This is a genomic window from Mesorhizobium sp. WSM4841, assembly GCF_055811515.1.
Genome location: NZ_JBVVQC010000012.1, coordinates 1 through 23,122, shown reverse-complemented (window position 1 = coordinate 23,122; position 23,122 = coordinate 1). Strand labels below are relative to the sequence as shown.

The 23,122-nt window shown below is 62.9% G+C and carries 26 protein-coding genes, 1 tRNA gene and 1 pseudogene; 25 read left to right on the top strand and 3 right to left on the bottom strand.

What is annotated here, in order from left to right; translation table 11 throughout:
* Window positions 1-22 precede the first annotated feature (22 nt).
* From glyA to AC0L14_RS16180, 15 genes and pseudogenes are all read left to right on the top strand, one after another.
* Window positions 23-1,336 (top strand): serine hydroxymethyltransferase, encoded by a 1,314-nt coding sequence (gene glyA, locus AC0L14_RS16250; protein ID WP_473750112.1) that lies wholly within the window; start codon window positions 23-25, stop codon window positions 1,334-1,336.
* 82 nt (window positions 1,337-1,418) lie between these two features.
* Window positions 1,419-2,009, top strand: a complete 591-nt coding sequence (locus AC0L14_RS16245; RefSeq protein ID WP_473750111.1) for a hypothetical protein — start codon at window positions 1,419-1,421, stop codon at window positions 2,007-2,009.
* Window positions 2,010-2,159: 150 nt separating this feature from the next.
* Entirely contained in the window at window positions 2,160-2,636 is a 477-nt protein-coding gene (gene nrdR / locus AC0L14_RS16240) for a transcriptional regulator NrdR (protein ID WP_023798407.1), read from the top strand.
* Window positions 2,637-2,638: 2 nt separating this feature from the next.
* Window positions 2,639-3,763, top strand: a complete 1,125-nt coding sequence (gene ribD, locus AC0L14_RS16235; RefSeq protein ID WP_473750110.1) for a bifunctional diaminohydroxyphosphoribosylaminopyrimidine deaminase/5-amino-6-(5-phosphoribosylamino)uracil reductase RibD — start codon at window positions 2,639-2,641, stop codon at window positions 3,761-3,763.
* An 89-nt stretch (window positions 3,764-3,852) separates the two neighbouring features.
* Window positions 3,853-4,470, top strand: a complete 618-nt coding sequence (locus AC0L14_RS16230) for a riboflavin synthase (RefSeq protein WP_473750109.1) — start codon at window positions 3,853-3,855, stop codon at window positions 4,468-4,470.
* Window positions 4,471-4,520: 50 nt separating this feature from the next.
* Complete coding sequence (locus tag AC0L14_RS16225; RefSeq protein WP_473750108.1) at window positions 4,521-4,826, top strand: type II toxin-antitoxin system TacA family antitoxin; 306 nt, start codon at window positions 4,521-4,523, stop codon at window positions 4,824-4,826.
* 3 nt (window positions 4,827-4,829) lie between these two features.
* A complete protein-coding gene (locus tag AC0L14_RS16220) occupies window positions 4,830-5,342 on the top strand; it encodes a GNAT family N-acetyltransferase (RefSeq protein WP_473750107.1) in 513 nt (170 codons plus the stop codon).
* 251 nt (window positions 5,343-5,593) lie between these two features.
* On the top strand, window positions 5,594-6,088 hold the full coding sequence (gene ribH / locus AC0L14_RS16215; RefSeq protein ID WP_473487710.1) for a 6,7-dimethyl-8-ribityllumazine synthase: 495 nt from the start codon (window positions 5,594-5,596) through the stop codon (window positions 6,086-6,088).
* Window positions 6,085-6,585, top strand: coding sequence for a transcription antitermination factor NusB (gene nusB / locus AC0L14_RS16210; protein ID WP_023798402.1), 501 nt, complete (start codon window positions 6,085-6,087; stop codon window positions 6,583-6,585). Before ribH ends, nusB begins: the two co-directional genes overlap by 4 nt.
* Window positions 6,582-7,802 (top strand): MFS transporter, encoded by a 1,221-nt coding sequence (locus AC0L14_RS16205; protein ID WP_473528389.1) that lies wholly within the window; start codon window positions 6,582-6,584, stop codon window positions 7,800-7,802. The genes nusB and AC0L14_RS16205 overlap by 4 nt, the downstream gene beginning before the upstream one ends.
* 355 nt (window positions 7,803-8,157) lie before the next feature.
* Window positions 8,158-9,069, top strand: a complete 912-nt coding sequence (osmF, locus tag AC0L14_RS16200) for a glycine betaine ABC transporter substrate-binding protein OsmF (protein WP_473640404.1) — start codon at window positions 8,158-8,160, stop codon at window positions 9,067-9,069.
* 168 nt (window positions 9,070-9,237) lie between these two features.
* Window positions 9,238-10,404: an ABC transporter permease gene (locus tag AC0L14_RS16195; RefSeq protein ID WP_473750106.1), complete on the top strand. Its 1,167-nt coding sequence runs from the start codon at window positions 9,238-9,240 to the stop codon at window positions 10,402-10,404.
* A pseudogene (locus AC0L14_RS16190) lies at window positions 10,401-11,338 on the top strand (ABC transporter ATP-binding protein). The gene AC0L14_RS16195 and the pseudogene AC0L14_RS16190 overlap by 4 nt, the downstream one beginning before the upstream one ends.
* Complete coding sequence (locus AC0L14_RS16185) at window positions 11,335-12,099, top strand: ABC transporter permease (RefSeq protein WP_473750105.1); 765 nt, start codon at window positions 11,335-11,337, stop codon at window positions 12,097-12,099. Before AC0L14_RS16190 ends, AC0L14_RS16185 begins: the two are co-directional and overlap by 4 nt.
* 276 nt (window positions 12,100-12,375) lie before the next feature.
* A complete protein-coding gene (locus AC0L14_RS16180; RefSeq protein WP_473750104.1) occupies window positions 12,376-14,517 on the top strand; it encodes a sodium-translocating pyrophosphatase in 2,142 nt (713 codons plus the stop codon).
* 276 nt (window positions 14,518-14,793) lie between these two features.
* On the opposite strand, the gene AC0L14_RS16175 is transcribed toward AC0L14_RS16180, so the two are convergent.
* Window positions 14,794-15,336 carry an outer membrane protein assembly factor BamE gene (locus tag AC0L14_RS16175; RefSeq protein WP_473750103.1) on the bottom strand — a complete coding sequence of 181 codons (543 nt, stop codon included), beginning with the start codon at window positions 15,334-15,336 and terminating at the stop codon, window positions 14,794-14,796.
* Window positions 15,337-15,451: 115 nt separating this feature from the next.
* Here AC0L14_RS16175 and AC0L14_RS16170 point away from each other — a divergent pair, with 115 nt between their 5' ends.
* The 7 genes from AC0L14_RS16170 to AC0L14_RS16140 all read left to right on the top strand — a co-directional run bounded on the left by AC0L14_RS16170 (window position 15,452) and on the right by AC0L14_RS16140 (window position 20,553).
* Window positions 15,452-15,994, top strand: coding sequence for a ubiquinol-cytochrome C chaperone family protein (locus AC0L14_RS16170; RefSeq protein ID WP_473750175.1), 543 nt, complete (start codon window positions 15,452-15,454; stop codon window positions 15,992-15,994).
* 26 nt (window positions 15,995-16,020) lie between these two features.
* The gene (locus tag AC0L14_RS16165) at window positions 16,021-16,569 is read left to right on the top strand and encodes a YceD family protein (protein ID WP_473750102.1); all 549 of its coding nucleotides are present in this window, start codon (window positions 16,021-16,023) and stop codon (window positions 16,567-16,569) included.
* A 131-nt stretch (window positions 16,570-16,700) separates the two neighbouring features.
* Window positions 16,701-17,765 carry a phosphate acyltransferase PlsX gene (gene plsX, locus AC0L14_RS16160; protein ID WP_473750101.1) on the top strand — a complete coding sequence of 355 codons (1,065 nt, stop codon included), beginning with the start codon at window positions 16,701-16,703 and terminating at the stop codon, window positions 17,763-17,765.
* A 9-nt stretch (window positions 17,766-17,774) separates the two neighbouring features.
* Window positions 17,775-18,746 (top strand): beta-ketoacyl-ACP synthase III, encoded by a 972-nt coding sequence (locus AC0L14_RS16155; protein ID WP_473750100.1) that lies wholly within the window; start codon window positions 17,775-17,777, stop codon window positions 18,744-18,746.
* A 104-nt stretch (window positions 18,747-18,850) separates the two neighbouring features.
* Complete coding sequence (locus AC0L14_RS16150) at window positions 18,851-19,174, top strand: integration host factor subunit alpha (RefSeq protein ID WP_095485783.1); 324 nt, start codon at window positions 18,851-18,853, stop codon at window positions 19,172-19,174.
* 195 nt (window positions 19,175-19,369) lie between these two features.
* On the top strand, window positions 19,370-19,912 hold the full coding sequence (locus AC0L14_RS16145) for a MerR family transcriptional regulator (RefSeq protein ID WP_123147533.1): 543 nt from the start codon (window positions 19,370-19,372) through the stop codon (window positions 19,910-19,912).
* A 302-nt stretch (window positions 19,913-20,214) separates the two neighbouring features.
* Window positions 20,215-20,553 carry a hypothetical protein gene (locus AC0L14_RS16140; RefSeq protein WP_123147532.1) on the top strand — a complete coding sequence of 113 codons (339 nt, stop codon included), beginning with the start codon at window positions 20,215-20,217 and terminating at the stop codon, window positions 20,551-20,553.
* Between the two features lie 55 nt (window positions 20,554-20,608).
* Here AC0L14_RS16140 and AC0L14_RS16135 read toward each other — a convergent pair whose 3' ends face one another.
* Window positions 20,609-20,887, bottom strand: a complete 279-nt coding sequence (locus tag AC0L14_RS16135) for a hypothetical protein (RefSeq protein ID WP_473750099.1) — start codon at window positions 20,885-20,887, stop codon at window positions 20,609-20,611.
* Window positions 20,888-21,345: 458 nt separating this feature from the next.
* On the opposite strand from AC0L14_RS16135, the gene AC0L14_RS16130 reads away from it, so the two are divergent.
* The 3 genes from AC0L14_RS16130 (at window position 21,346) to AC0L14_RS16120 (ending at window position 22,664) form a co-directional block, all read left to right on the top strand.
* A complete protein-coding gene (locus AC0L14_RS16130) occupies window positions 21,346-21,633 on the top strand; it encodes a helix-turn-helix domain-containing protein (protein WP_095491037.1) in 288 nt (95 codons plus the stop codon).
* Window positions 21,634-21,809: 176 nt separating this feature from the next.
* Window positions 21,810-21,886, top strand: a tRNA-Pro gene (locus AC0L14_RS16125).
* A gap of 439 nt (window positions 21,887-22,325) precedes the next feature.
* Window positions 22,326-22,664 (top strand): hypothetical protein, encoded by a 339-nt coding sequence (locus tag AC0L14_RS16120; protein WP_473750098.1) that lies wholly within the window; start codon window positions 22,326-22,328, stop codon window positions 22,662-22,664.
* Between the two features lie 17 nt (window positions 22,665-22,681).
* Here the strand turns inward: AC0L14_RS16120 and AC0L14_RS16115 are convergent, their stop codons facing one another.
* The gene (locus tag AC0L14_RS16115; RefSeq protein ID WP_473487699.1) at window positions 22,682-22,915 is read right to left on the bottom strand and encodes a hypothetical protein; all 234 of its coding nucleotides are present in this window, start codon (window positions 22,913-22,915) and stop codon (window positions 22,682-22,684) included.
* Between the last annotated feature and the right edge of the window lie 207 nt (window positions 22,916-23,122).

Genomic DNA, 23,122 nt, shown 5'->3' with positions numbered 1-23,122 from the left:
CCAGACGACAAGGATCTCAAGCATGGCAACAGCAGCGGCAGTGTCGAACAAATTCGAATCCTTCTTCGAAACCACGCTTGCCGATGCGGACCCGGAGATTTTCGGCGCGATCCGCAACGAACTCGGCCGTCAGCGCCACGAGATCGAGCTTATCGCATCGGAAAACATCGTCTCCCGCGCCGTGCTGGAAGCGCAGGGCTCGATCATGACCAACAAATACGCCGAGGGCTATCCGGGCAAGCGCTACTATGGCGGCTGCCAGTTCGTCGACGTGGCCGAGGACCTGGCCATCGAGCGCGCCAAAAAACTCTTCGGCTGCAACTTCGCCAACGTCCAGCCGAATTCCGGCAGCCAGATGAACCAGGCGGTGTTCCTGGCGCTGCTGCAGCCCGGCGACACCTTCATGGGGCTCGACCTCAATTCCGGTGGCCACCTGACGCACGGTTCGCCGGTCAACATGAGCGGCAAATGGTTCAAGGTCGTTTCCTACGGCGTGCGCAGGGACGATCATCTGCTCGACATGGATGCGATCGAGAAGACCGCCCACGAGACCAAGCCGAAGCTGATCCTGGCCGGCGGCACCGCCTATTCGCGCGTCTGGGACTGGAAGCGTTTTCGCGAAATCGCCGACTCGATCGGCGCCTATCTGATGGTCGACATGGCCCATATCGCCGGCCTGGTCGCCGGCGGCGTGCATCCGTCGCCGCTGCCATATGCCCATGTGGTCACCACCACCACGCACAAGTCGCTGCGCGGCCCACGCGGCGGCATGATCCTGTGCAATGACGAGGACATCGCCAAGAAGATGAACTCGGCGGTGTTTCCGGGCCTGCAGGGCGGGCCGCTGATGCATGTCATCGCCGCCAAGGCGGTGGCTTTCGGCGAAGCGCTGAAGCCAAGCTTCAAGGTCTATGCCGAGAGCGTTGCCGCCAATGCCAAGGCGCTCGCCTCCAGCCTGCAGGAAACCGGTCTCGACATCGTCTCCGGCGGCACCGACAACCATCTGATGCTGGTCGACCTACGCCCGAAGAACGCCACCGGCAAGCGCGCCGAGGCAGCGCTTGGCCGCGCCAACATCACCTGCAACAAGAACGGCATTCCGTTCGATCCCGAAAAGCCGTTCGTCACCTCGGGTGTGCGGCTCGGCACGCCGGCCGGCACCACGCGCGGCTTCGGCCAGGCCGAGTTCCGCGAGATCGGCAAGCTGTTCGCCGAGGTGCTGGACGGGCTCAAGGCCGCGAATTCGGACGAGGGCAATGCAGCTGTCGAGGCCGCGGTGAAGGCGAAGGTGGCCGCGCTGGCGGATCGTTTTCCGCTCTATCCCTATCTCGGTTGAGCTTACGCAAAGTGTCATCCGTTATCGGCCGCACGAGAAGCACTGTTGCAGTGGGGACCGAGTCCGGACAGGAGGCTTGACGATGATGCAGATTTTCCGTGTCGCTGGGTTTTGCGCGCTTGGCGTAGTGGCGACATTGACCGCCTTGCCGCTGTCCGCCGCCTTGGCACAGTCTGCGCCCACCCCAGCCGCGCCGAAGACGGAAACCTTCGGCATGTGGTCCACCACTGTGGACGAGATCGATACCGGCGAGGATCTGCGCAAGACCTGCGTCGCCTCGACCGCCTTTCTCGACGCGAGCGGTACCAGCGGCACCCTCACCCTCGCCATCTCGAACGGTGATGCACTGCCGCCCAACGGCTATCCGACCCTTGTCATCGCCATGAAAAACAAGGACTTGCCGACTGGCGGGAACATTCCGGCGGTGTTCGGCGACAGCAACGGCAAGGTCAAGGCGACCGTCAATGCCATGGCGGGTGCCGGCGGAAAATGGATGTTGAACAACACGCCCGAGATCAGCCTGGCGCTGCTGCGTGCCATGCGCCGCGCCAGCGCACTCGATGTGATCTTCGCCGACATTCCGGTCGCGACCGTATCGATGGACGGCTTCACCAAGGCCTATCGCAGCCTCGGCGTGTCATGTGGGTTCTCGACCGGTGACGTCGCTCCGTAATCGGCCGGTGTTGCCGTCTGGTATGATGCTGGCATTTTTCTTCGCGCCTCGCTATCTCTGAGGCGCGAGAGACCACCCCCGGTGCTTTGCCATCCCGGCAAAAACCTCTAAGCCTTTCGCTCCACGAGAATCGCGAACACAAGGCTGTCCATGCGCTGTCCCTACTGCCAGTCCGAAGATACGCAGGTGAAGGATTCGCGCCCCGCCGAAGATGGCGCGGCGATCCGCAGGCGGCGCGTCTGCCCCGATTGCGGCGGCCGCTTCACCACCTTCGAGCGCGTGCAGTTGCGCGACCTCGTGGTGGTGAAGAAGTCCGGGCGCAAGGTGCCGTTCGACCGCGACAAGCTGCTGCGCTCGGTCGAGATCGCGGTGCGCAAGCGCAATGTCGATCCCGAGCGCATCGACCGCGCGGTGACCGGCATCGTGCGCCAGCTCGAAAGCTCGGGCGAGACCGAGGTCGCCTCGGGCGAGGTCGGCCGCCTGGTGATGGAGGCGCTGAAATCGCTCGACGACGTCGCTTACGTCCGCTTCGCCTCGGTCTATCGCAATTTCCGTGAGGCCAAGGATTTCCACGACGTGCTGGGCGAACTGAAGGGTGACGAGCTCAAGGAAGAGGACGCCGGCTGAGCATGGCAAGGCGCAGCCAAGCCGAACAAGAAGTTCTTGATCGCCGCTTCATGGCGGCAGCACTCAGGCTGTCGCGCAAAAATGCCGGGCGGACCTCGACCAACCCGTCCGTCGGCACGCTGATCGTGCGCGACGACGGCACCGGGCCGATGATCGTCGGCACCGGCGTCACCGCTGTCGGCGGCCGGCCGCATGCCGAGACCGAGGCGCTGGCCGAGGCCGGCGAGCTCGCACGCGGCGCCACCGCCTATGTCACACTGGAGCCCTGCGCCCACCATGGCCGCACGCCGCCTTGCGCCAATGCGCTGCTCAATGCCGGCGTCGCGCGGGTGGTTGGGGCTGCGAGCGACCCCGATCCACGCGTGTCCGGCAACGGCTATGCGATCCTGCGTGCCGCCGGTGTCGAAGTGGTCGAAAAGGTGCTGCTGGCAGAAGCCGCCGAGCAGATGGCCGGCTATCTCATTCGATCTCTGAAAAAACGTCCGGAAGTGATCCTGAAACTTGCGCTTTCCAGCGACGGCAGGATCGGCATGGAAGGCGCGGGGCAAGTCTCGATTACCGGCGACGTCGCCCGGCGCGAAGTCTACCTGATGCGGGCCGAAGCCGACGGCATATTGATCGGCATCGGCACGGCGCTGGAGGACGATCCGGCGCTGACGGTGCGGTTGCCGGGGCTGGAAAACCGTTCGCCGGCGCGCATCGTGCTCGACCGCCAAATCAGGCTGCCGGAAACGTCGAAACTGGTCGCCGGCGTCGACCGGGTTCCGCTCTATGTCGCCGCCTGCGCTGAAGCTGATCCGCACCGGCGCGCCGCGCTCGAACGCGCCGGCGTGCGCTTCATCGGCACCGAGACGTACGAAGGCGATATTGCGCTGCCGGAACTGCTCGAGGATCTGGCCGCGCTCGGCATGGCCAGCGTGCTGGTCGAGGGCGGCGCCAAGGTGGCCAAGGCCTTCCTCGCCGAAGGGCTGGTCGACCGCATCGTGCTGTTCCAGGGCCAGGAGCCGATCGGCAAGCGCGGCATTGTATCGCCCATCGACGCCGACCATATCCCGGCAGGATTTCGCAAATTGCGCGACATGCGTTTCGGCGAAGACAGCTACGCCGAGTGGATAAGGGATTTCTAGGCCATGATCCCGAACCGAAGGTCCGCGTTAGCGAAAAGTGGGAACCGGTTTTCGGAAAAGATCATGGCCAAACAAGAAGACAGGATCTGATGTTTACCGGGATTGTCACCGATGTCGGAACCGTCGCTGCCGTGAAGCCGCTGAGAGAGGGCGTCGGCTTGCGCATCGACACCGCCTATGATCCGCAGACCATCACCATTGGTGCTTCGATTTCCTGCGGCGGCGTCTGCCTGACGGTGACGGCGTTGCCGGAAAGCGGCGCCAATGCACGCTGGTTCGAGGTCGAGGCCTGGGAAGAAGCGCTCAGGCTGACCACAGCGATGGGCTGGAAATCCGGCACCAGGATCAATCTGGAGCGGGCTCTGAAGATCGGCGACGAACTCGGTGGTCACATCGTTTCAGGCCATGTCGACGGCACGGCCGAGATCGTGGCGCGCAAGGAGGAGGGCGACGCCGTGCGCTTCACGCTGGAAGCGCCGCGCGACCTGGCCAAATTCATCGCACCCAAGGGCTCCGTCGCGCTCGACGGCACTTCGCTCACCGTCAACAAGGTCGAAGGCACCCGCTTCGACGTGCTGCTGATCCATCACTCGCTGACCGTGACCACCTGGGGCGAACGCCAGGTCGGCGACCGGGTCAATCTGGAGATCGACACCATGGCCCGCTACGCGGCGCGCTTGGCCGAGGCCGCGAAAGAGGGGCTTTGAGGCAACAGCCTTGAAGTTTCCGGCCATTGGCCGTACATTGCCGCTGGAGAATGACGATGACAGCACATGCACAGCCACCTCGCGGCCGTGTCCGTGGCGAGCGTTTGGAGACGCGCGTTACGGCCGACCAGAAAAGCCTAATTGAACATGCTGCGGCCCTGCAGGGCCGGACGGTGACGGATTTCGTGCTGACCAGTGTGCAAGAAGCCGCCCGCAGGACCATCGAGGAGCATCAGCGTCTCGATTTGTCTGTCCGCGACAGCCGGGCCTTCGTCGATGCCCTAATCAATCCGCAGCCGGTAAACGATCGTTTGCGCGATACCGTGCGTGGGTATCGTCAGGCCACCGGCACCTGACGAGTGAGCGCCTCCAACGAGGATTCTCTTCGGGTTGAGGTGCTTGGCCCACATCACGAAAGGACTTCGTTCGAGAGCGACGTAGAGCCGCTCGATCGATATTTCCGAATGCAGGCTGGACAGGACGCGCGCAAGAACATCGCGGCACCGTTTGTTCTTGTCCTGCCGGACGGAGCCATCGCCGGCTACTACACGTTGTCGGCGACTGCCGTGGATATTGGCGAGTGGCCCGCCCAGACCATCCGCAAGCTTCCTCGCTACCCCCTCATTCCAGCGACGCTGCTCGGTCGTCTCGCCGTTGATCGGCGATATTGGGGGCAAGGCCATGGTCGCTATCTCCTGGCCGATGCACTGTCCCGGTGCGTCAGAAGCGAGATTGCCTCGTTCGCTGTTATAGTCGATGCCAAAGGCGAAGACGCACGCCGCTTCTATCAACGCGAGAGCTTTCTGCCGTGCCCAGATCAGCCAATGAAGCTGTTCCGGCCGATGGCTGATATCGCTGAGCTGTTCAAATGAGGAAGGGACTTTGATGGAAAGCAGGGATTCCAAAGAGGAAGAGCGGCTGACGCGCGAAGCCTTGGCCGACGTGGATGACGGCCGTGTGGTGGATCACGAGGCCGTTCTTGTGTGGACTGAAAGCATCGGTGCTGACTGCCCCCACTCCGCACCTCGCCCAAAGATGCGATAAACCTGGCTCGTCTCCACCAATCTTCCGCTTGCGATCAAACCGGCTTCGGCCTAAGTCACCGGCGATCCCGGAGACATCTATGGCTGGCACATCCCAACACGGCAAAGCGTTCATTCGCCCGAAGAAGAAGGCCCACCTTCTTGTCATCGAGGCGCGCTTCCATGACGATCTTGCCGACGCGCTGCTCGAAGGCGCGACAATCGCGCTCGAGGAAGCGGGCGCGACATACGATGTCGTCACCGTTCCGGGCTCACTCGAAATTCCCGCAGTGATTTCCTTCGCGCTCGACGGCGCCGCCGAAGGCGGGCCGAGCTATGATGGTTTTGTCGCCCTCGGCACCGTCGTGCGCGGTGATACCTATCATTTCGACATCGTCGCCAATGAATCCAGCCGTGCCCTGATGGACCTGTCCGTGCAGGATGCGGTCTGTATTGGCAACGGCATCCTGACCACCGAAAACGACGAGCAGGCCTGGACGCGGGCCAGGCGTTCGGAAGGCGACAAGGGCGGCTTTGCCGCGCGTGCGGCGCTGACTATGATTGCCCTCAAGCAACAGTTGGGAGAGCGATCGTGAGCGAACCCGCATCACCCGGCCAGCCTGCGGTACGCCACGCCAACAAGCGCGGTGCTGCCCGTCTGGCCGCCGTGCAGGCGCTCTACCAGATGGATGTGGCCGGCAGCGGCGTCTTCGAGATCACCGCCGAATACGAGGCGTTCAGGCTTGGCAAGGAAGTCGACGGCGCGCTCTATCGCGAGGCCGACGCACAATGGTTCCGCGCCATCCTTGCCGGCGTCGTCGAGAACCAGAAGACCATTGATCCGATCATCCGCCAGGCGCTGACCGAGGACTGGCCACTGTCCAGGCTCGATTCGACGCTGCGCGCCATATTGCGCGCCGGCGTCTACGAACTGATGAAGCGAGAGGACGTGCCGGTGGCTGTCATCGTTTCGGAATATGTCGATATCGCCAAGGCGTTTTACGAAGAAGACGAGCCGAAGCTGGTCAACGCGGTGCTCGATCGCGTGTCGCGCCGGGTGCGCGGCGAGGGGCGCGGCAAGGACGCTTCATGACGGCCGTCGCTATCGCCGAGGCTGGCAGGGAAGCGCGCCGCACGGCGCTCATCCTTGCCGCTTCGCAGGCGATCATCGGTTCGGCCGCACCCATCGCCATTTCCGTGGGTGGATTGGCCGGACATTATCTGCTCGGCTCCGACAAGTCGCTGGCGACCGCACCGATCACCGGCTTCAACGTCGGCGTGGCGCTCGGCGCGCTTCCGGCCGCCGCCATCATCCGCCGGCTCGGCCAGCGTGACGGCTTCATGACCGGCACGATCGTCACTGCGCTCGGTGGTCTGGTCGCCACGCTGGCGCTGTTCCAGGCCAGCTTTTGGCTGTTCGCCTTCGGCCTGCTGGTGATCGGCATCGGCGGCGCCTTCGTCCAGCAATTCCGCTTCGCCGCCGCCGACAACGCGCCGTCTGAATTCAAGGCGCGCGCCATCTCCTTCGTGCTGGCCGGCGGCATCGTCACCGCCATCCTCGGGCCGCAGATCGTCATCTTCACCCGCGAATTGTTTGTGCCGGTGATGTTTGCCGGCTCGTTCGCGTCGATCCTGGTGCTGGCGGCGGTCGGCGCCGCCATCCTGTCGCTCCTGCGCATCCCTGCCAGGGCAGCCGGCAAAGTGGAAATCGCCGACAGCGACGCGCGGCCGCTCGCCGAGATCGTGACCAGGCCGCGCTTTGTGGCGGCGCTGTTTTGTGCCGTCGGCAGCTACGCGCTGATGAGCTTCGTCATGACCGGCGCACCGCTCGCCATGGTCGGCTGCGGCCTGTCGACGGACGACGCCACGCTCGGCATTTCCTGGCATGTCATGGCAATGTTCGCGCCGAGCTTCTTCACCGGGTCGCTGATCTATCGCTTCGGTGCCGAACGGATCGTCGCAACCGGCCTTGTGCTGCTGATCGGCTGCGCCGTGGTGGCGCTGTCGGGCCTGGCCCTGTGGCAGTTCTGGACGGCGCTGATCCTGCTCGGCCTCGGCTGGAATTTCGGTTTCATCGGCGCCACCGCCATGGTCGCCGACAGCTACCGGCCATCCGAAAAGGGCAAGGTCCAGGGTTTTCACGATTTCGTCCTGTTCGGCTCCGTCGCTTTCGCCTCGCTGATGTCGGGCGCGGTCTACAACGCCTGGGGCTGGGAGATGCTGAACTGGATCATCTTCCCGGTGACGGTGCTGTGCTTCGTGGCGCTGGGCGTGTTGAAGATGACAAGCGTACGGCCGACCAGCGCATGACCCCGAACCGAAGGTTCGGAAAGGATCATGCGCAAAATCAAAAGTGCTACAGCGCCCTTTGCGCGTCCAAACGGACGCGCGGCGCTGTAATGCATGTCGCGCAAAGTGTGCAGCGGTTTTGTGATAACGACATGCGTAAAAACAACAACCTAAAGCGCGTCGCATGAGGCCGGCCAAACGCGACGCGCTTTAGTGACATGACGCTGTCGGGATCGGACAGCAGCGGATCCAGCCGCATCCGAACAAAATTATTGCCCCCATCCCCCTTCTTATGAAACCGTGTGCCCCGACGGGGCATTGAAGCCATGCTCATATGCGGCAGCCGTAATCCGGTTCTCAGCAAGGGATTTGTGAAATGTTTTCAGTCAAGGTTCTGGCCGGCGCGGCTCTAGCGCTCGGCATCACCGCAGCCTCGGCGAGCGCTCAGGTGGTGGTGTCGTCGAAGATCGACACCGAAGGCGGTGTGCTCGGCAACATCATCCAGCTGGTGCTGAACGCCAACAACATCCAGACCACCGACCGCATCCAGCTCGGCGGCACTCCTGTGGTGCGCAAGGCGATCACCGCCGGCGAGATCGACATCTATCCGGAATACACCGGCAATGCCGCCTTCTTCTTCGAAAAGGCCGACGATCCCGTGTGGAAGGATGCTGCCAAGGGCTATGAAATGGCCAAGAAGCTCGACTACGACGCCAACAAGATCGTCTGGCTGTCGCCGTCGCCGGCCAACAACACCTGGGCGATTGCGCTGCGCAAGGATGTCGCCGAGGCCAACAAGCTGGCGACGCTGTCCGACTTCGGCAAATATGTCTCGGGCGGCGGCCAGGTCGTGCTGGCGGCCTCGGCCGAATTCGTCAATTCGGCCGCCGCACTGCCGGCCTTCCAGACCACCTATGGCTTCACGCTGAAGCCGGACCAGCTGATCACGCTGTCCGGCGGCGATACGGCGGCGACCATCGCCGCTGCGGCGAACCAGACCAACGGCGCCAACTCCGCCATGGTCTACGGCACCGATGGCGGCATCGCGCCGTCCGGCCTGGTCGTGCTAGAGGACGACAAGGGCGTGCAGCCGGTCTACCAGCCGGCGCCGATCATCCGCGAGGCGGTGCTGAAGGAGCATCCCGCAATCGAGACGCTGCTGAAGCCGGTCTTCGCCAAGCTCGACCTCGTCACCCTGCAGGAACTGAACGGCCGCGTGCAGGTCGGCGGCGAGCCGGTCAAGGGCGTCGCCGAAGACTTTTTGAAGAAGAACGGGTTTTTGAAGTAGTCAGCCCGTTTTGAAAATGACGCCGGTGCGAGGCGCCCCCCTCTGGCCTGCCGGCCATCTCCCCCGCAAGGGGGGAGATCAGATGTCACTTTGGCTTTCGCCAATCTCCGAGGCTGCTGGACGGGCGCTCTTCACGAAGCTACCAATCTGCCCGCTCGGGGGGCTCCGATGACCATCCGCTTTGACAAGCTCGGCGTGGTCATCGCCGCGATCGTTGCTTATGCCGCCTTCGTGGCGCCCTTCGCCACCTTGCGCGCCAACCGCATCGTGCCAGGCGAGGCACGCTCGATCCTCGAGGCTCTGCCTGCGGCGGCAGGCCCGCTACTGCTGGCGATCGTTGTCGCCGCGGGGCTCATCGCGCTGTTGAAGACGCCGCTGATCCTACGCCTTGCCGCCAGTGTGGTCGTGCTTGCAGCATTGGCGCTGCTGATCGGCGTCGCCGGCAGCTTCCTGACGCCTGAGGGCAATACCTTTGCCCGCATCTCGCCGGCCTCGGGCTTCTGGCTGCTCATCTTCGCCTTTACGCTTTTGCTCGCCGATGTGCTGACAAGGCTGAACCTGTCGCCATGGGCGCGGGTTGGCATACTTGTAGTCGCAGCTCTGGCCATCGGCCTGTTGCTGGTCTCGGGAAGCTGGAACAGCCTGTCGATCCTCAAGGAATATGCCAACCGTGCCGACAGTTTCTGGGCGGAAGGCTCCAAGCATGTGACGCTGGCGCTGGGTTCGCTGGCGGCGGCGGTGATATCAGGCCTGCCGCTCGGCATCCTCTGCCACCGCGCCGAAAAATTGCGGGCCGGCGTGCTCAACGTGCTGAACATCATCCAGACCATCCCCTCGATCGCGCTGTTCGGCCTGTTGATCGCGCCGCTCGGCTGGGTCGCCACGCATGTTCCCGGCGCAGCCGCGCTCGGCATTCGCGGCATCGGCACCGCGCCCGCTTTCGTTGCCCTGTTCCTGTATTCGCTGCTGCCGGTGGTGGCCAACACCGTGGTCGGTCTTGCCGGCGTGCCGCGCGCCGCCAATGACGCCGCACGCGGCATGGGCATGACCGATCGCCAGCGCCTGTTCGGCGTCGAATTTCCGCTGGCCTTCCCGGTGATCCTCACCGGCATCCGCATCGTGCTGGTCCAGAACATCGGCCTTGCCACCATTGCCGCGCTGATCGGCGGCGGCGGCTTCGGCGTGTTCGTGTTCCAGGGTGTCGGCCAGACGGCGATGGACCTGGTGCTGCTCGGCGCCGTGCCGACGGTGGCTATGGCCTTTGCCGCCGCCATCATCCTCGACGCGGTGATCGAAATGACCTCCACCAGGAGACGCGAGGCACAACCGGCATGATCGAGTTCGAAGGCATTACCAAGCGCTACGACGCGACAACGGTGGTCGACGACGTGTCGTTGCTGATCGAGCCGCGCACCATCGCCGTCATCGTCGGCACCTCCGGCTCCGGCAAGACGACGCTGCTTCGCATGATCAACCGCCTGGTCGAGCCGACCGCGGGCGTGATCAGGCTCGACGGCGCCGACAACCGCTCGCTGCCCGGCTACGAACTGCGCCGCAGCATTGGCTACGCCATCCAGGGCCATGGGCTGTTTCCGCATCGCACGGTGGCGCAGAACATCGCAACCGTGCCGGTGCTGCTCGGCTGGGACGCGGCCCGCATCAAGCGCCGCGTCGACGAGTTGATGACGCTCTACCAGCTCGATCCCAGGCGTTCGGGCCACGCTATCCGCACGAGCTCTCTGGCGGCCAGCAGCAGCGCGTCGGCGTCGCCCGGGCGCTTGCCGCGGAGCCGAACCTGCTGTTGATGGACGAGCCGTTCGGCGCCCTCGACCCGATCATCCGCAACAAGGCGCAGGAGGATCTTCTGGCGATCCAGAAGCGTTTCGGCACCACCATCATCCTCGTCACCCATGACATGGAAGAGGCGGTGCATATGGGCGACAAGATCGCGGTGATGGATGCCGGCAAGCTGGTGCAATATGCCAAGCCCGCCGAGATCCTGGCGAAGCCGGTCAGCGCCTTCGTCGAGACCCTGGTCGGCGCCAGCGAAAAACCGTTCAGGCTGCTGTCGCTCGGCCGGGTGCGCGACGCGGTGGAGACGGGCACCGCCGAAGGCGAGGCGATCCCCGCCGACGCCAGCCAGCGCGATGCGCTGGCCGAGCTCCTCTGGTCGGGCCGCCCGGCATTGCCAGTGAAAGGCGCCGACGGCAAGCCGCTCGGCCGCGTGACGGTGGACGGGCTGGTGAAACGCGCGGCGAGGCCGGCATGAAGGAGGCCGGTGTAAAAGCTTGGCTTCCGTCGCTGCTCAGGCTTGTCCTGGTGGCGTTGCTGGTTGCCTTCGTGACCAATCCCGGCTGGTTCGAGCCGCTTCTGAAGCCGCTGACCGAGAACAACGCGCCGGCAATCTACAATCAGGGCAGCCTTTTGACGTTGACGCTGCTGCATCTGAGGACCGTTCTGATCGCAACGGTGGCGGCGACCATCGTTGCCGTGGCCCTCGCCATCCTGGTCACCAGGCCGGCCGGCGTCGAATTCCTGCCGCTGTCGCGCAGCCTGGTCAATATCGGCCAGACCTTTCCGCCGGTGGCGGTGCTGGCGCTGGCCGTCCCGGCCGTCGGCTTCGGCGAAAAGCCGACACTTATCGCGCTGTTTCTCTACGGTCTGCTGCCGATCTTCGAGAACGCGCTGACCGGGCTGACGACGCTGCCGGCCAATGTGGTCGAGGCGGCGCGCGGCGCCGGCATGACCGGCTGGCAAAGGCTGGGCAGGGTCGAGCTGCCGCTCAGCGCACCGATCATTCTCGGCGGCATCCGGCTGTCGGTGGTCATCAGCCTCGCCACCGCGACGATCGGCTCGACCGTGGCGGCCAGGACGCTCGGCGAGGTGATCATCGCCGGTCTGTTGTCCAACAACCTCGCCTTCGTCCTGCAGGGAGGCCTGATCGTCGCAGCCCTTGCCGTGCTAATCTATGACGGGCTGTCGGCTATCGAGCGCTACACCGCGCGTCGCATGGGGCAGGAGACGGCGTAGTCACCAAAACTCAGATATCGCGTTCACTCATCTCGGCGGAAATGGATTCCAAACAGCGATTTCCATGACCGACTGGGTTCTGAAGTGAAAGATAGCGGCTCTACCGAGAGGCTTTTGGGCGAAAGCCGGGCAAAAACCGAACAATATCTTGACGTTCGCAACCCCGTTTCGCATAAGCCGGTGCGAAGGGAGCGGATTCCGCGCGCGGAATCCGCTCCCTGTCTCAACGGCCCAGGGAGGGGTTCTTTTGGGTCATCAAGCGAGGAAAATCCGGCAATGACCATAATTTCAGCTGTCATCGCCTGCGGTCTGCTTTCAGTCCTTTACGCCATCTGGGCGACACGTTCGGTCCTCGCGGCCGATCAGGGCAATGCACGCATGCAGGAAATTTCCGCGGCCATCCGCGAAGGCGCGCAGGCCTATCTGGCGCGCCAGTACACCACCATCGCCATCGTCGGTGTCGTGGTCCTGCTGCTCGCCTGGTGGCTGCTTTCGATCACCGCCGCCATCGGCTTCCTGATCGGCGCCGTTCTGTCGGGCGCTGCCGGCTTCATCGGCATGCACGTCTCGGTGCGCGCCAATGTCCGCACCGCGCAGGCGGCTTCCAACAGCCTCGCTGCCGGCCTCGAGATCGCCTTCAAGTCGGGCGCCATCACCGGCATGCTGGTCGCTGGCCTGGCCCTGCTCGGCGTCTCGATCTACTACCTGATCCTCACCCAATTCATGGGCCTTCAGCCAAACGACCGTGTCGTCATCGACTCGCTGGTTTCGCTCGGCTTCGGAGCCTCGCTGATTTCGATCTTCGCCCGTCTCGGCGGCGGCATCTTCACCAAGGGCGCCGACGTCGGCGGCGATCTCGTCGGCAAGGTCGAAGCCGGCATTCCCGAAGACGATCCACGCAATCCGGCCACCATCGCCGACAATGTCGGCGACAATGTCGGCGACTGCGCCGGCATGGCCGCCGACCTGTTCGAGACCTATGCGGTGACCGTGGTCGCTACCATGGTCCTCGCCGCCATCTTCTTCGGCGGCACCGCCGTTCTCAGCGCCACGATGCTCTATCCGCTGGCCATCTGCGGGGCCTGCATCCTGACCTCCATCGTCGGCACCTTCTTCGTCAAGCTCGGCTCCAACGGCTCGATCATGGGCGCGCTCTATAAGGGCCTGATCGTCACCGGCCTGCTGTCGATCGTCGGCCTCGGCATCGCAACCTCGGCAACACTGGGCTGGGGCGAAATTGGCACGGTCGACGGCATGGCCATCACCGGCGCGAACCTGTTCATCTGCGGCCTGATCGGTCTCGTGGTGACCGGTCTCATCGTGGTGATCACCGAATATTATACCGGCACCAACAAGCGCCCGGTGAACTCCATCGCCCAGGCTTCGGTCACTGGTCACGGCACCAACGTCATCCAGGGTCTTGCGGTCTCGCTGGAATCGACGGCACTTCCGGCGATCGTCATCGTCGGCGGCATCATATCGACCTACCAGTTCGCCGGCCTCTACGGCACGGCGATCGCAGTCACCACGATGCTCGGCCTTGCCGGCATGATCGTTGCGCTCGATGCCTTCGGCCCGGTCACCGACAATGCCGGCGGCATTGCCGAAATGGCCGGCTTGCCCAAGGAAGTGCGCCAGTCCACCGATGCGCTCGACGCCGTCGGCAACACCACCAAGGCGGTGACCAAGGGTTACGCCATCGGTTCGGCCGGTCTCGGTGCGCTGGTGCTGTTTGCGGCCTACTCCAACGACCTGAAGTTCTTTGCCGCCAATAGCGACAAATATCCTTACTTCCAGGGCATGGGCGACGTCTCTTTCGACCTCTCCAACCCTTACGTCGTCGCCGGCCTGATCTTCGGCGGTCTGATCCCGTATCTGTTCGGCGGCATCGCCATGACCGCCGTCGGCCGTGCGGCGGGCGCCATCGTCGAGGAGGTGCGCAAGCAGTTCCGCGAGGATCCGGGCATCATGGCCGGCACGTCGAAGCCGAACTATGCGCGAGCGGTCGACCTTCTCACCAAGGCGGCGATCCGGGAAATGATCGTTCCGTCGCTGCTGCCGGTGCTGGCGCCGCTGGTCGTCTATTTCGGCGTGCTGCTGATCTCGGGCTCGAAGGCATCAGCCTTTGCGGCGCTCGGCGCCTCGCTGCTCGGCGTCATCGTCAACGGCCTGTTCGTCGCCATCTCGATGACCTCTGGCGGCGGCGCCTGGGACAACGCGAAAAAATCGTTTGAGGACGGCTTCACTGGCAAGGACGGCGTCAAGCATCTCAAAGGTTCCGAGGCACACAAGGCCTCGGTGACCGGCGACACCGTCGGCGATCCCTACAAGGACACCGCCGGTCCGGCAGTCAATCCGGCGATCAAGATCACCAACATCGTCGCCCTGCTGCTGCTGGCCGTGCTCGCGCACGGCTGAGGCCGCTCGGCCTTTCCAGGGCCGAAATCCAGCACCGAACCCGCGGGAGCGATCCCGCGGGTTCTTCTATTTTGGACGTCCAGCATCAGGGCATTGACGCCCGTGACGGCTCCAAAGCTCGCGTTCAAGTCGTCTGCGGCCCGCAGCCCGCGACGCTGGCTTGCTGTCTCAAAACAAAAACCCGCAGGATCGCTCCCGCGGGTTTTCGGTCGCCTGAGATGTTGCTGCTTCCAGGGAAGCAAAAGGAAAGGATGAAGCCGATTCTGCCGGGATGGATCAGGTGCCGGGCGAGCCGCCGCCGCCGCCGGGGAGGCCGGGCGCCAGCTTGCTGGCGCCTTTGATGATCTGGCTGAGGAAGTTCTGGTCCTTGCCGCCGGTCGGAGTGGTCCGCGAGATGAAGTCGAACACCTTGCCGTCCTTCAGGCCGTAATTGGCGATCTGAGTGACGCGCCCGTCCTCGCCGAAATAGACCGCCAGCACCTTCTGGTCGACCAGCCTCGGCTTGTCGAAGGCGACGTAACGCTTGCGCGTCTGCGAGATGTAGTAGAAGGCCTCGTTGTCGAAAGTCGCCTTCGTCGACGGGGTGCCGAGCGCCAGAAGCACCTGTTCGCGGCTCGAGCCGACCGGCACCAGGTCGATCGCCTGCTGGTCGATCACGTAGCCCTGCGTCAGCGTTTCGCTCGGATTGAGATCGCCGATCATTTTCGACGAGTTGCAGGCGGATAGCGCCGATGCAACCACCAGCAGCGAGACCGCGCCGGTGGACCTGGACAAAGCGGACCTGGACAGAAAAGTCGACTTGAATTTCAGCGCGCGCAACTACAACTCCATTAGCTGGCCGCAACTTGCGCTGGGCCGCAAAACCGGTAAACCAGCTTGCTCGCCGATGCAACAAGGCCAATTCAAACAAACGGTCCCCGGGAGACCACCCTCAATGTTCCAGCGCCTTTTTGGTCGCGAACGTCACGCCAACCGCGCTATCACCGAGGCGCTTTACGCACAAATCGTGGCAGCGGCGCGGCAAACCGTGTTTTATTCCGACTGGAGTATACCGGACACGCCGCTTGGCCGCTTCGAGATGCTGTCCCTGCACATGTTCCTGTTCCAGCACCGGCTGCGCGGCGAGGGCGGTGTCGCCGGGGAGGTCGCGCAGGTGTTGATCGACGAATTCTTCATGGATGTCGAGCATTCGCTGCGGGAACTGGGCATCGGCGACGTCGGCGTGCCGAAGCGCATGAAGAAACTGGCGAAGATGTTCTATGGCCGCACCGCCGCCTATGACGATGCGCTGGAACGAAACGACCATGATGCACTCATCGCCGCCCTTGCCCGCAATGTCAGGCCCGATGCCGCCACCTGGCCGCAAGCAACGCAACTGGCCGGCTACGTCGCCGATGTCTCCAGGCGACTCGCGGAACAGCCGACCGAATCGATTGTTTCCGGCACTGTGGCATTCCCTGTGGCCAAGACTATCTAAGAAAAATAAGACTATCTAAGGAAAAGATGAAACACGCCGATTCCCAGAGCCCCGTGTCCTTCGTGGCCAATGTCGCCCGGCTGCCGCAAAAGGGACTGCCGGTGGTGATCGAGGCCGACGCCGCGCAGCGCGCCGCGCTGGCGGGCGAGCACGATTTGCTCTCGGTCGAGAACTACCGTGTCGAACTCCTGGTGGCGCCGTGGAAGCGCAACGGCGTCAAGGTCAGCGGCCGCGTCGAGGCCGATATCACCCAGGCCTGCATCGTCACCCTCGATCCGGTCGAGGCGCATATCGACGAGGCGGTCGACGGACTGTTCCTGCCGGAGCGGTCCAAGCTCGGGCGGCAGGGTTTCGAGGGCGGCGGCGAGATAATGCTCGATGCCGAAGGGCCGGACAGCCCGGAAACATTTTCCGGCAATACGATCGATGTCGGGGCGCTCGCCGAACAGTTCTTTGGGTTGGCGATCGATCCCTATCCGCGCAAGCAAGGCGTTTCAATGGAGGCTGCCGACGATGCCGGGACTGCGGAAAGCGAATTCCAGCAAAAGCTGCGTTCCCTGCTGGGAAAATCCTGAAAACCCGACCCAATCGGAGAAAGCCGGTTGTGCGGCAGCCCAAAAACGCTATTTTCGCCGAACCTTCGCGAGCCCCAAAACCGTTGCCAGCGCCAGGCGCTCGCTCAAGCAAACTGTGAGATGAACACCGCGTGATCAGGATTTCCATCGATGCCATGGGTGGCGATCACGGACCAAGCGTGGTCATCCCGGCGCTCATGACGGTCGCGACGCGGCGTCCCGACATCCGCTTCGTCATCTATGGTCGCGAGGAGGCAGTGCGTCCCGAACTCGCAAAACTCCCCAAGCTGGCGGAAGTGTGCGAGTTCATTCACTGCGAGATAGCAGTCAGGATGGACGACAAGCCGAGCCAGGCGCTGCGCCATGGCCGCTGGAAGTCGTCGATGTGGAAAGCGGTCGAGGCGGTCAAGGCAGGTACTGCGGACGCCTGCATCTCGGCCGGCAACACCGGCGCGCTGATGGCGATGTCGAGGTTCTGCCTTCGCACCATGGCGACCATCGACCGTCCGGCGATCGCGGCGCTCTGGCCGACATTGCGCGGCGAAAGCGTGGTGCTGGACGTCGGCGCCACCATCGGCGCGGATGCGCATCAACTGGTTGATTTTGCCATTCTGGGCACCGGCATGGCGCGCTCGGTTTTCGGCATCGAACGGCCGAGCGTCGGCCTGCTCAATGTCGGCGTCGAGGAGATCAAGGGCCAGGAAGAGGTCAAGGAGGCGGGCCGCATGTTGCGCGAGGCCAACATGGCCTCGATGAACTACCATGGTTTCGTCGAGGGCGACGACATCGGCAAGGGCACGGTCGACGTGGTCGTCACCGAAGGATTTGCCGGCAACATCGCGCTGAAGACGGCGGAAGGCACGGTAAGACAGATCGCCGGTTATCTGCGTGCCGCGATGGACCGGACGCTGATGGCCAGGATCGGCTATATATTCGCCAAGGGCGCCTTCGATCGCCTGCGCGAAAAGATGGATGTCGGCCGCTCCAACGGCGGTGTTTTCCTGGGTCTGAACGGCATCGTGGTGAAAAGCCATGGCGGGGCTGATTCGGACGGCTTCGCGGCGGCGATCGAGCTTGGCTACGACATGGTGCGCAACAATCTGCTCGACCGCATCGAAGCCGATCTCGACCTGTTCCATGCGCGCAATCCGCATGCCCAGAGGAAATCCGACGTCGTTGCCGACGCAGAGGAATAGGAAAGAGCCTTGATCAGATCAGTCGTGCGCGGCACAGGCGCCGCGCTGCCCCGCCGCATCATGAAGAATGCCGATTTCGAAGGCATGGTCGAGACGTCAGACGAATGGATCGCCCAGCGCACCGGCATTCGCCAGCGCCATATCGCGGCCGACGACGAGACGACGGCTTCGCTCGGCGAGGCTGCGGCGCGCGCAGCCCTCGACAATGCCGGCCTGACGCCGGCCGATATCGACCTGATCGTGCTGGCGACTTCGACGCCCAACAACACCTTTCCAGCGACCGCCGTCGACATCCAGAACCGGCTCGGCATGCATCACGGCTTCGCCTTCGACATGCAGGCAGTGTGCTCGGGCTTTGTCTACGCGGTGACGACAGCCGACCTCTATATCCGCGGCGGCCTGGCCAAACGCGTGCTGGTGATCGGCTCCGAAACCTTCTCGCGCATCCTCGACTGGAGCGATCGCTCGACCTGCGTCCTGTTCGGCGACGGCGCCGGCGCAATGGTGCTGGAAGCAGGAGAGGGGGCGGGCAGTATTGCCGACCACGGCGTGCTGGCGGCCAGCCTGCGCTCCGACGGGGCCCACAAGGACAAGCTGTTCGTCGACGGTGGACCGTCGACCACTGGAACGGTGGGCCATCTCAGGATGGAAGGCCGCGAAGTGTTCAAGCACGCGGTCGGCATGATCACCGATGTCATCGAGGCGACGTTCTCAGCTGCCGGCATAACCGCTGAGGATCTCGACTGGTTCGTGCCGCATCAGGCCAATAAACGAATTATCGACGCTTCCGCCAAAAAGCTCGGGATAGCAGAGCAAAAGGTGGTGGTTACGGTCGATTTGCACGGCAATACCTCGGCTGCTTCCGTGCCGCTGGCTCTGTCGGTGGCCGTCGCCGACGGCCGCATCAAGAACGGTGACCTGGTGCTGATCGAGGCGATGGGCGGGGGCTTCACCTGGGGCGCGGTTTTGGTTCGCTGGTAAGTGCCGAACTGACAGGTTCGGTCCTTGACCTTGCCGGATCAATTACTTAGGCTCTATCTCTGCTTGTATAGAGTTATGTTTTTGAGCTGATGGGGACGGTTCGCATGGGGGGAAAGACACTTACGCGCGCCGATCTTGCTGAAGCCGTTTATCGCAAGGTTGGCTTGTCGCGCACTGAATCGGCCGAGCTCGTCGAAGCGGTTCTGGACGAGATTTGCGAAGCGATCGTTCGCGGCGAGACGGTGAAATTGTCGTCGTTCGCGACGTTCCATGTCCGCTCCAAGAACGAGCGCATCGGGCGCAACCCCAAGACCGGCGAGGAAGTGCCGATCCTGCCGCGCCGGGTGATGACCTTCAAATCGTCGAATGTGCTGAAGAACCGCATTCTGCGCGCCCACCAGAACAGCAAGGCCAAGGGCAGCAAATAGCGGCTGCGCATCAAAGCCCGGTTGAAAACGGTCGCCCGCTTTGACGCCGGGCTTGAATATTGTTTCATAAACCGCTGAAATAAGGCCCGATTCGGCAGAACCAGCCGGATCGGAATGACTCTTTGTTGAGCATGATCTTGGCCGAGAACCGATTCCCACTTTTCGGGATCATGCTCCAGCGTGAGGATTTCGCCCATGGACAAGAGCCCCGATGCTTTCCGCACCATCAGTGAGGTCGCAGAAGATCTCGACCTGCCGCAGCATGTGCTGCGTTTTTGGGAAACGCGTTTCAACCAGATCAAACCGATGAAGCGCGGCGGCGGCCGCCGCTACTACCGGCCGCAGGATGTCGAATTGATCAAGGGCATCCGCCACATGCTCTACGACCAGGGCTATACGATCAAGGGCGTGCAGAAGCTGCTGCGCGAGAACGGCAACCATTTCCTGGTCGCCATCGGCAGTGGCGACATGGCGGCCGTCGAGGCGATCTCGCAACGCCGGCAGGCCGATGCGGTGCCGCTGACGCCGGCGGCCCAGCCGCGCGGTGCCGATGACGAGATGCTGGTCGGCGAGCCCAAGGTGAAACCCAGCCGGCGCTTTTTCGGCCTGGGCAAGACCGACGACGACGGGCCGGTGCAGCCGGGCACGTCGAAACTCTCGCGCGACAACCGTGCTTTGCTGCAGGAGGCGCTGTTCGACCTTCTGGAATGCAAGCGCCTGCTCGATCAGGTGCGCTAGCGCATGACCCCGAAAATCGGAATCGATTTTCGGAAAAGGATCATGCGCAAAATTAAAGTGCTACAGCGTCCCTTGCGCGTCCAATAGGACGCGCGGTGCTGTAGTGCATGTCGCCCAAAAGCCTGCCCTCGGGCGTGAGCCGGACGGGCAGCGGTTTTGGGACAACGACGCATAAAAAGAAAAAGCTGGGTCGCGTGAATCCCTTCAGACCCAGCGCGCTTCAAGGCCCAATCGATCGCCAGCAAAAACCGGAACTGCTTCCGAAATCATGCGTTCTTTTTCGCAAAGGAAGGAAGCATATCATGGTATCTTTTTCGACCCTCTCCGACATCGACCTTGAAAAGCAGGTCGCATCCCTCTCCAGGGAACTGGCGGCGCTGAGAAAAGCCGTGTCCAGGCGCGGCAGCGCCTATTACGAGGACGGGCGTGACACCGCGTCGGATTATTACTCGGATCTTGCCGAGCGCATCAGTGACGCTCTGCCTGCGATCAGGAGGCATAGCAGGGTGATAGAGAAGACAGCCCGCGATCATCCCGCGACAGCGGCCGCTGTCGGGCTGGTTGTGGTCGGGCTCGTCGCCAGCCTGTTGCTCAGCCGACAGCAGAAGACGTCGCGACCGACGTCGAGATCGGCACGTTGAGACAAAAGAAAATGGCGGCGCGGACGGCCGCCATTTTCGTTTGATAACAAGTCGATCAGCGCGCGAGCTTGAGCTTGTTCTTCGGGCTGACCTGCGCGGTCTGGCTGCATTTGCCATAGACGGTGCCGTTGGGGTCGGTAGCATCCGTGTATGTACCCTTGCAGTCGAGCTCCAGCACCAGACAGTGACCCGCGCCCTTACAAACCGCGCCGCCGTCGCCGGTGGGATGCGTGCCGTTGGCGAAGGCCGAGCTCGGAACTGAAATCGAGCCGAAGGCCGAGACGACGATGGCAGCGGCGAGCGAAAGGCGCTTGAAGTTCGAGATATCAGTCATTTGAGCATTTCCTTCTCTGGATCGAGGATCGCCGTCAGGGCGTCCTTCTGGTTGGGGACCACCTTTGTGGCGTCCATACCGTCTTGGTGCGGCCCGGAGAGGAAAGGTTCACGCGTCGGTTCAAAAATATTCGCAGCCCCCTGACGCGTTCTGCCTGCATCAGGCTCCTGCCGCTGATTCGATCCGTTCAAAACGGCTGACGGGCCAGCGACAGCCGCTTAACAAGGGAGCGGCTCAGAACCGTCGAACAATTCAGCGATCGGCCAGTCAAGGAAGCTAATTGGGGTGGCGTCCCGCGCCGGCGCCGCTGAGGCCTGTGCCGGGCTGCTCCGATCGGCATCACGATGCCGTGACGGTTCCGTTGGTACTTGGCAAATCACCATCGAGAGGGCATTCTCTGCGCCGTCTCAGGCAACATCGTGTTTTGATCAAACTCTTTAAATCCACGGAGTTGCCAAATGCCCCAAATAGCAACAAGCGAAGCTTTTTCCGAACTGTCGGCGACCGAAGCTGCCCCCGACCACAGCGCCCTCAAGGCCATCCGAGAAACCAGGGGATACAGCATGGAAGAGCTGTCTCTGACGTGCGGCCTGGCGGTCGATGAAATCGCGGACATCGAGAACGGCAAGAATGCAGATTTGTCGAAGCTTCGGCGAATAGCCTCCGCGCTCCGGCTTCCGGAAGACGCGCTGATCAATACAGCCGTGCTGACACAATCCGTGGAAAATCGACGGCCCGTCTCATAACAGCGACGCCAGAGGATCAAGCCAGACAAACGAGTGTGATTCTGGATTTGAAGTTCCTGAATGCTGACGACGCCCAACGGAGCAGGAACTTCAAATCCACCATGCCGGGCATCGGCGCGACCGCCGCCGAATTCGGTTGACCCGAACCGGGTTATCACGATACATCGCGACCGGTCCGGAGTGTAGCGCAGCCCGGTAGCGCACTTGACTGGGGGTCAAGGGGTCGTCGGTTCGAATCCGGCCACTCCGACCATTAAAATCAAAGGCTTAGCCAGTATCCCCTAAGCTGGCTATACAGAAAATAGCCACATTGCAGCCAGCACAACAAAAAGCCCGCGCGAAGCGGGCTGGTGGACGCGGCAGATGTTGCCTGAGCCGCCGCATCGGTGTTGCCGAAAACGGTTCACCGCCGCGCCCGACTTGAGACTATGGTGAATTGGGATCACGGCGGTAATGACGAATTGTGTCTTCGGGAACCGGCGCAGTGTTCAAGCGCCACGCGCTTAGGTTCGTTTCCTGTGGCATTGATCATCATTCGCGGCTGCCGCAACCTGACGTTGCGTTAGGTTGACGCTGCGACTCGTATGTACCAAACCGACACACTATATAACGGAAGTCGCCCGCACATTAACGGCAAGCCGTCGATTGGAAGAGATCACCACGCTTTCGCCCAAAACAAAGGGAGAAGCGATATGACCTTCAACCGCGTAACGGATCCAGCGCAGCTTTCAATGCTTGCCGCGGTGGTCGACGATTATTGCCATCAGGCCGGGATAGCAGTTGGCGATCCGACCAGAGAGCGTCTTGGTCGTCACATCATCGAGTTATTCCAAGGCGGCATGGATAAGCCAGACGAGTTGTTGTTGGCCTTGAACCATCACTATGATGAGTGGCTTGGCGAGGTTGGCCTACCGTCGTCTTCTTCAGAACGGGCAGCCGAGGCTGGTCCTTCTAAGGAACTGGCGCATTACCCTTCAGTTTCTCCGCAACGCTTCCCTCAACGAAAAACCCCGCCGAAGCGGGGTTTCTAGGTTGCGGTGCGAGGCGGTCAGGCCGCAAGTTCGGCGGCCCATTCCGGTGTTAGCAAGCAAGCCGCCCAAGCCTCATCATCAATCGGCCGCAGCGCCGAGCCTAGCATCATTCTATCCCGGTTCGGATCCACGGTTGCGAACGATCGCACGCCGTAAACCTCTCCTAGATTGCCGGCCTTGTGCCGCATCATAACCAGCGATGGCATGTCTTGGTCGCGGTGGGTGATCCACTGGCCGAGTTCGATTGCCATGTTCCGGCCGGTCTTTCCGTGACGGTTGCATGAGCGTTCATTTATTCTCTCCAGATGGCCTCTCAGGCCGCGCCGGACAGGCCCGGCAGCCGGGGGTGAGAGGCGACAGGCTGGGACCGTGAGAGTTGTGTGCGTCAAGTTCTGCAAAAATGGCGTGGCATTCAGCGGTGACGTTGGCGTGTCCGCCGCGCAGCCCCCGTGTTTAGC